This window comes from Actinomadura sp. 6K520 (assembly GCF_004349245.1).
Lineage (GTDB): Bacteria > Actinomycetota > Actinomycetes > Streptosporangiales > Streptosporangiaceae > Spirillospora.
On the sequence record NZ_SMLC01000257.1, the window covers coordinates 1 to 7,797 of the forward strand.

General features: G+C 71.8%; 5 protein-coding genes and 2 pseudogenes. 4 read left to right on the top strand and 3 right to left on the bottom strand.

What is annotated here, in order from left to right; genetic code table 11:
* From E1289_RS34950 to E1289_RS34960, 3 genes and pseudogenes are all read right to left on the bottom strand, one after another.
* Window positions 1–325 (bottom strand): annotated as a pseudogene (locus tag E1289_RS34950) (hypothetical protein); the annotation flags it as partial.
* 229 nt (window positions 326–554) lie between these two features.
* The gene (locus tag E1289_RS34955) at window positions 555–2,204 is read right to left on the bottom strand and encodes an apolipoprotein A1/A4/E domain-containing protein (protein WP_131988024.1); all 1,650 of its coding nucleotides are present in this window, start codon (window positions 2,202–2,204) and stop codon (window positions 555–557) included.
* A 618-nt stretch (window positions 2,205–2,822) separates the two neighbouring features.
* A complete protein-coding gene (locus E1289_RS34960) occupies window positions 2,823–4,040 on the bottom strand; it encodes an SAM-dependent methyltransferase (RefSeq protein ID WP_131988026.1) in 1,218 nt (405 codons plus the stop codon).
* A 243-nt stretch (window positions 4,041–4,283) separates the two neighbouring features.
* On the opposite strand from E1289_RS34960, the gene groES reads away from it, so the two are divergent.
* The 4 genes and pseudogenes from groES to E1289_RS34980 form a co-directional block, all read left to right on the top strand.
* A complete protein-coding gene (gene groES / locus E1289_RS34965; RefSeq protein ID WP_207929349.1) occupies window positions 4,284–4,595 on the top strand; it encodes a co-chaperone GroES in 312 nt (103 codons plus the stop codon).
* An 86-nt stretch (window positions 4,596–4,681) separates the two neighbouring features.
* A complete protein-coding gene (gene groL / locus E1289_RS34970; RefSeq protein ID WP_131988028.1) occupies window positions 4,682–6,307 on the top strand; it encodes a chaperonin GroEL in 1,626 nt (541 codons plus the stop codon).
* Between the two features lie 312 nt (window positions 6,308–6,619).
* The gene (locus tag E1289_RS34975) at window positions 6,620–7,207 is read left to right on the top strand and encodes a sigma-70 family RNA polymerase sigma factor (RefSeq protein WP_131988030.1); all 588 of its coding nucleotides are present in this window, start codon (window positions 6,620–6,622) and stop codon (window positions 7,205–7,207) included.
* Between the two features lie 23 nt (window positions 7,208–7,230).
* Window positions 7,231–7,797, top strand: a pseudogene (locus E1289_RS34980) (hypothetical protein); the annotation flags it as partial.

Genomic DNA, 7,797 nt, shown 5'->3' on the forward strand with positions numbered 1-7,797 from the left:
CGAGGGCTGGGGTGGGGATCTCGCAGCCGGCGAGGAGGGCGAGCGCGGCGATCTCGCGCTCGGGGGAGAACGCGGCGGTGGCGCTGTGGCGGAGGTGCCCGGGGCCGGGCTCCTGGGACGCCGTCCAGCGGCGCAGGACGAGCTCGTGCGTGCTGCCGGACCCGCTCTCGACGAGCAGCGCGTGGTTGGTGTGGGCCCCGCCGCCGGGAAGCGGCCGGACCGTGCGGACCTCGGCGCCCTTGCCGAGGCACTCCTCCACCCAGCGCAGGGCGGCGCCGGCGGGCGAGCCGCCGGTCGGGAGGCAGGGAGCCTGTGTGTGGGTCACCTGATCCATGAAAACGGATTCCGAAGAGTATGGGGAGTGATTTCGTGAAGACGGAACGTAACGCTAAGCACGTCATCGCGGCGCATCGACGGCGCGGCTCCGGGCGTCGCGGTGCCTGCCGGGCGAACTTCGCGGATCCCGACGGGTATCCGGTGCCCCCGGACGGGCGCGGGGTGGGGCCGGGCAGGGCCCCACCCACCCGGACACAGGCCGGTCCGGGGGCGGCCCCTCAGTCCTTGCTCTCGCGGCGGGGGCGCAGCAGCGCCTCGGCGAGGGCGAGCATCGTCTCCTCCAGGGTGGACAGCCGCTTCAGCACGTCCTCGTGCACCGCGTTGACCTGCTTGGACACGTCGTCGTGGACACCGTCGACCTTCCGGCCGACCTCCTCCTCGACGTGGGAGAAGCGCTTGGCGAACTCGGTCTGCGCGGCCTCCGCGCGCCGGCCGGCCTCGTCCTGCATGCCCTCCACGCGCCGCGCGAACTCGTCGTGGACCCCGCCGACCTGCCGTGCGACGTCCTCCTGCATGTGACCCACCTGCTTGGTGACGTCCTCGTGGATGCTGCCGACCTGGCGTGTGACGTCCGCGTGGATGTCGCCGATCCGCTTGCCGACGTCCTCGTGGACGCCGCTGACCTGCCGGGACACCTCGTGGTGGACGGACTCGACCTGCTTGGTGACGTCGGTGTGGACCGACTCGACGCGGCGGGAGACGATGGCGACCTGCGTGGTGAACTCCTCCAGCGCGGTGTCGACCCGCTTGGTGAGCCCCTCGTGGATGTCCTCGATGCGCTTGCGGACGTTCTCTTGCACGTCCTCGAACCGGCGGGAGAACTCGTCCATGCGCTTGGCGACGTCGCTGTAGGCCGTCTCGGCGATCTGCGACATGGTCGCCTTGACCTCGTCGCGGTCGGGCCGGGCGCGCAGCTCCTCGATCAGCGGGTCGACCGCCTCGGCGAGGTGCTTCTCCAGCGCGTCGAAGCGGTCGCCGTACTCGGCCGCCGGACGCTGCGCGATCTCGTTGAGCAGCCGGTGCAGCTCGGCGATCTCCAGGGTGGCGGGCAGCCGGCCGATCCGCTCGCCGACGCCGTCGATGCGGCCGTCGATGCCCTCGAAGCGCCCGTCGAGGCCGTCCATCTTGCCGGACAGCCCTTCGAGCCGCCCGTCGACGCCGTCCAGCCGGCCGTCCAGGCCGTCGAGCCGCCCGCCGACGCCCTCGACCCGTCCGCCGACCGCCTCCAGGCCCTGCTCCATGCGCTCGGCCATCTCGCCGAGCGCCTGGTCGACCCGCGCCGTGACCCCGTTGATCGAGTGCTCCAGCCGCTCGGACCGGTGCCCGAGTTCCGCCAGCGACTTGTCGAGCCGGTTGAAGCGGACGGACGCGGCCTCCATGCTGCCCTGGAGCTTGTCGAGCCGCTTGGTCATCTCGTCCATGCGCTGCGACGCCTGCTGCGTGGCGTCGGTGATGTGCTGCGCGGAGTCGAGGACGGCCTGGATGCGCGTGAGGCCCTCGTCGACGTTCTCGGCGACGACGCCGACGTCGGCCCACAGCGCGGGCAGTTCCGCCACGGGCTTGACCCGGTCGCCGAACGCCTCGATGTGCTCGGCCAGCCCCTCGGCCCACTCCGGGGGTTTGCCGGCCAGTTCGTCGACCTGCCCGCGGACGCTCTCGATCTGCCCCGTCAACCCGCTGAGCTCCCGCTCGCGGACCTCGCGCAGCAGCCACTCCATGCCCTCCAGCCGCTGGCGGATCTCGTCGAGGACCTGACCCTGTGAGCGCTGTTCATAGACGTGGTCCTGCGCCGCACGGGCGAGCAACTCCCGCATCCGATCCGAGACCGGTTGACCCCCCGTCTGCAGGAAGTTGTGATTCGTTTCCACCCGATGCTCCTTCGTGTGCCGGCGCGACGAAATGACGCACGGCAAATGAATCTCTGGAGTGGCCACTGTAGTGCGTGTGGAGCGTGGCTATTACGGGTAGCAGAGAACATTGTGAGTTCTGTTGGATGCGCCTGTTATCCCAATGGAGTGAATAGCGAATGATCGTGTGGCGCAGGGGGATTCACCGCTTCGCGGCTATCCAGCAGATCATGGGGTTGTGCACGGTGGCCGGGGGTGCGCGAGCCGGTTTCCGCCCGGTGTTCTGTCCGTACATCTCGTCCAACGTCGGTAGTTCGCGAACCGCCGAGCGGTACACGGCGGCGCACGCCTGCGCGGGCGGCGTGCCGCCCGGCGGCCGGCGGCGGGCCATTTTGATGACGTATTCGGGAGCGCCCGAGTCCCGGTGCTGAACATGTCTTGGTGTTTTCCCGCCCGTCGCGATGTCCGGCCGGCCGGGGCACGGACTTGCCGGGGGCGCGCCGTCCATGGCGAAGACAATGCCGGAAAGCGCCGATGATTTGCACGGCCATGGTGCGCCGCCCGCCGTCCCTTGGCATTTCCCCGTCCCGGGGAAGATCTTTGGACTCGATCCCGGGGCGGCCCGCCGCTCCGAGCGGGTCAGCCCCGGACGGGACGGGTGAGCAGCGCCACCGGGGCGTCGCCCACGCGGGTCACGACCAGCGTCAGCCCGGGTGCGCCGCGGGGCGCGCGGCGTCCCGCGAAGCCCAGGTCGCGGCGCAGCCGGTCCACGTCGACCGCCGAGCCGCGCTTCTTCACGGTGAGGACGCCCGTGCCGCGCCGGCGCAGTTCCGCGCGCAGCCGCTTGACCGAGAACGGCAGCACGTCCTCGACCTCGTACGCGGTGGCGAACGGGGTGGGACGCAGCTCGTCGGACGTGACGTAGGCGATGCGGGGGTCCGCGAGCCCGCCGCCGACCAGCTCCGCGACCTCGGCCACGAGGTGCGCGCGGATCACGGCGCCGTCCGGCTCGTACAGGTAGCGGCCCCAGGGGCGTACGCCGGGGTCGCCGAGCCCTCGCGGGGTGAGCGTCCACACCCGTGGATCGAGGTCGGAGGAGAGCAGGGTGGCCCGCCTGCCCGTCTCCCCGGCGAGCCCGCCGAGCCACAGGGCGGCCTCCTTGACCTCGCCGCCGACGGAGATCCATTCGGCCTCCGCGCCGTCCGGGACGGCCTCGTGCGGTATGCCCGGCGCGACCTTGGCGCAGGCGGAAGGCACCCGGCCGGCCAGCTCCAGGACGACGTCCAGCGGCGGCTCATAGGAGCGGGGATCGAAGATCCGGCCTCGTGTCGTACGTCGTCCGGGGTCGGCGAAGACCGCTCCGAAGCCATCAGGGTCTGCCCTGGCCGCGTCACCCACGCGTACAGAGGCGAGATCGTCCAGACCGAAGGCGGCGATGTTCGCCCGCGCCACCTCAGCGGTCAACGGGTCGAGTTCCACCCCGACACCGGGGAGCCCCGCACGCGCCCGCGCGACAAGGTCCGCCCCGAGGCCGCACCCCAGTTCCAGGACACGTGTGCCAGGCAGACGATCCGCGAACCGTCGCGCACGATACGCGGCCACGCTCCCGCGGGTGGCCTGTTCCAGCCCGGTCTGGGTGAAGTACATGCGATCGGCGTCGTCGCCGAACTTGGCCCTGGCCCGCTGTCGCAACCGCACCTGCGTGAGGGCCGCCGACACGAGTTCGGCATCGTGCCGTGCGCGCAGCCGGGACGCCGTCGCGAGCAGCCCGTCCTCGCTCACGTCCAGGCCCGACGCCTCATCGAGGAGCGCCTGGCCGGCGGGGGTGGCCAGGGCCAGGAACGAGGCGATCTCCATGGTGGGAAGTTAGCGGGCGGTGAATGGGGGGCGGCGGGTTTCCGGTGTGTCCGTGTCCGTGTTGACGAGGTACCGGGCACGGAATAGTCTCCAGGTTGGCACTCTCCCACTGAGAGTGCCAACCACAGCGACATAGGTCGGTCTGGCACCCGCGACGACAGGCCGGTCCAGGGTCGCCTCTTCTGTCACATGTGCCGGCCGGCCGAGTACGGCCGGCCGAGGACCAATCGAAGGGGAGGTCAGATCGTGACGACCGCCACCAAGGTCACTCTCAAGCCGCTCGAGGACCGTATCGTCGTCCAGCCGCTTGAGGCCGAGACCACCACCGCGTCGGGCCTGGTCATTCCGGACACCGCCAAGGAGAAGCCCCAGGAGGGCACCGTCCTTGCCGTTGGCCCGGGCCGCGTCGACGACAAGGGCGAGCGTGTCCCGGTCGACGTCAAGGTCGGCGAGGTCGTGCTCTACAGCAAGTACGGCGGCACCGAGGTCAAGTACAACAACGAGGAGTACCTCGTCCTCTCGGCGCGCGACGTGCTCGCGGTCATCGAGAAGTAATCACCGAGACGTGATGCATCCGCCCCGGTCGGCGCCGCCTTCGGCGGGGCTGCCCGGGGCGGAATCGCGTGAAGAGGAGAATCCGCATGGCGAAGATCCTGGAGTTCGAGGAGGACGCTCGCCGGGCTCTTGAGCGCGGCGTCAACGCTCTCGCGGACGCCGTCAAGGTGACGATCGGCCCGCGCGGCCGCAACGTCGTCATCGACAAGAAGTTCGGCGCGCCCACCATCACCAACGACGGCGTCACCATCGCCCGCGAGGTGGAGCTGGAGGACCCCTACGAGAACCTCGGGGCCCAGCTCGCCAAGGAAGTGGCGACCAAGACCAACGACATCGCGGGCGACGGCACCACCACGGCGACCGTCCTCGCGCAGGCACTGGTCCGGGAGGGCACGCGCAACGTCGCCGCCGGCGCGTCGCCGCTCTCCCTCAAGCGCGGTATCGACACCGCCGCCCAGTTCGTGGCCGACCAGCTCGTCAAGTCGGCCCGCGAGGTCGAGGAGAAGGGCGAGATCGCGCACGTCGCGACCATCTCCGCGCAGGACCCGCAGATCGGCGAGCTGATCGCGGAGGCGTTCGAGAAGGTCGGCAAGGACGGCGTCATCACCGTCGAGGAGGCCCACACGATGGGCCTGGAGCTGGAGTTCACCGAGGGCCTCCAGTTCGACAAGGGCTACCTGTCGCCGCACATGGTGACCGACCACGAGCGCATGGAGGCCGTCCTGGACGACGCCTACGTGCTCATCGTCGACGGCAAGATCTCCAACGTCCAGGAGTTCCTGCCGCTGGCCGAGAAGGTCGCCCAGACCAAGAAGCCGCTGCTCGTGGTGGCCGAGGACGTCGAGGGCGAGGCCCTGGCGCTGCTCGTCGCCAACAAGATCCGCGGCACGTTCACCTCCGTCGCGGTCAAGGCGCCGGGCTTCGGCGACCGCCGCAAGGCGATGCTGGGCGACATGGCGGCGCTGACCGGCGGCCAGGTCGTCAGCGAGGCCATCGGCCTGAAGCTCGACAGCATCGGCGTCGAGGACCTCGGCCGCGCCCGCCGCATCACCGTCACCAAGGACGCCACCACGATCGTCGACGGTGAGGGCGACGCGGAGGAGATCACCGCGCGGATCAACCAGATCAAGGTCGAGATCGAGAACTCCGACTCCGACTGGGACCGGGAGAAGCTGCAGGAGCGGCTGGCCAAGCTGGCCGGCGGCGTCTGCGTGCTGCGCGTCGGCGCCGCCACCGAGGTGGAGCTGAAGGAGAAGAAGCACCGCCTGGAGGACGCCGTCTCGGCGACCCGCGCGGCGATCGAGGAGGGCATCGTCGCCGGCGGCGGCGCCGCCCTCGTGCACATCGCCAAGGAGGGCTTCGACTCCCTCGGCCTGACCGGCGACGAGGCCACCGGAGCGGAGGCGGTGCGCCGGGCGCTGGACGAGCCGCTGCGCTGGATCTCCGAGAACGCCGGCCAGGAGGGCTACGTCGTCGTCTCCAAGGTCCGCGAGCTGAAGGCCGGCCACGGCTACAACGCCGCCACCGACGAGTACGGCGACCTGATCGCCCAGGGCGTCATCGACCCGGTGAAGGTGACGCGCAACACCGTCACCAACGCCGCCTCGATCGCGGGCATGCTGCTCACCACCGAGGCGCTCGTGGTCGACAAGCCGGAGGAGGAAGAGGAAGCCGCCGGCGGCCACGGCCACGGCCACGGTCACGGCCACTGAGATCGCCGCACCGGACGGCGTCCCGTCCGGAAGCGTCTCGCAAGACCCCCGCCCGTCCGGGCGGGGGTTTTGTGTTCGAGCCGTCCGCAGCCGAGTGACCTGCCGTGGTCGTCTGGGCGCGATGTGTAGTAACGCCAGGATCGCTCCAGCACTGTGACCATTCCGTTGTAGAGGACGGTGGAGACACGCCCGGGAGTGCTGGGCATCATGCTTGACGTGACCGAGGGAAGCTACGCCGGGACCATGGCCGCGCGCGCTGTCGACCCCTCGGGAGGGCCCGCCCCTCCGCCGTCCCACGACACCGGCCGTGGGATTCGGGTGCTCCGCGCGGCGCAGGCGGGCGACGGCGACCTCAAGGAGCTGACCAACCTCGCCGTCCAGGGCGATCCGGGGGCCATCGAGGTCCTGCTCGCCGAGGTCCGTCCCATGATCGTCCGGTACTGCCGGGCGCGCCTCGGACGGGTCTCCGGCCAGTACCACATCGCCGACGACGTGGCCCAGGAGGTCTGCATCGCCGTCCTGTCGGCCCTGCCCCGCTACCGGGACATGGGCCGGCCCTTCGCGTCCTTCGTCTTCGGCATCGCCGCCCACAAGATCGCCGACGCGCTGCGCAGCGCGGTCCGCGCGGCCGTGCCCACCGAGGACCTGCCGGACGGTCCCGACGACCGGCCCGGCCCGGAGGAGACGGTGGTCCGCTACATCGAGGCGCAGCGCGCCCGCGACCTGCTGACGCGCCTCCCGGCGCACCAGCGGGAGCTGGTCCTGCTGCGCGTCGTGGCGGGCCTGTCGGCCGAGGAGACCGGTAATGTGCTGGGCATGTCGGCGGGGGCGGTACGGGTGGCGCAGCACCGGGCCCTGGCCCGGCTCCGGGCGATGGCCAGAGAGGAGTCGATCGCTTGACGGAGCGTGGCCCCTTCACTGGCATGCGGGGAGCCCCGGATCCGGCCGAGCCGTCGAACCCCGGCGAGACCCGCGCGCCCGCGAGCGGTCCGCCGGACACCGTGGACCTCGGCGCGGTACGCCGTACCGACGCGCTCATCGACTCGCTCGCGGCGCGGCGCGCTGCCGGCTCCGCGGCCCGTCCCCACCCCGGGGCTGAGGCCGGCCGCCCGCGGCAGGCCGAGGAGCCCGACCCCGCGGTACGGCTGCTGCGCGCCCTGCTCGACGACGTGGACGATCCCGGCTGCGGCCGCGACGCCGGCCCCGAAGCGGCTCCGCCGGCACCGCCGCCGTCCGGGCCCGGCCCCCGGCGCCGCGGCCCCCGCACCATCGTCGCCCTCGGCGTGGCGGGCGCCGTCCTGGCCAGTACCGGCGTCGCCGCGGCGGGCAGCGTGCCCGACCACTCCACCGCCACCTCCGCCGCCCCGGCGCCGCGGCCCAGCGCCGGCACGCCCGGCGACGCGGAGCAGGCCGTCCGCACGGACACCGACGCGGGAACCTACGAGCGGCCGCGGGCACCGTCGCCCCGTCCCGCCCCGGAACCCGAACAC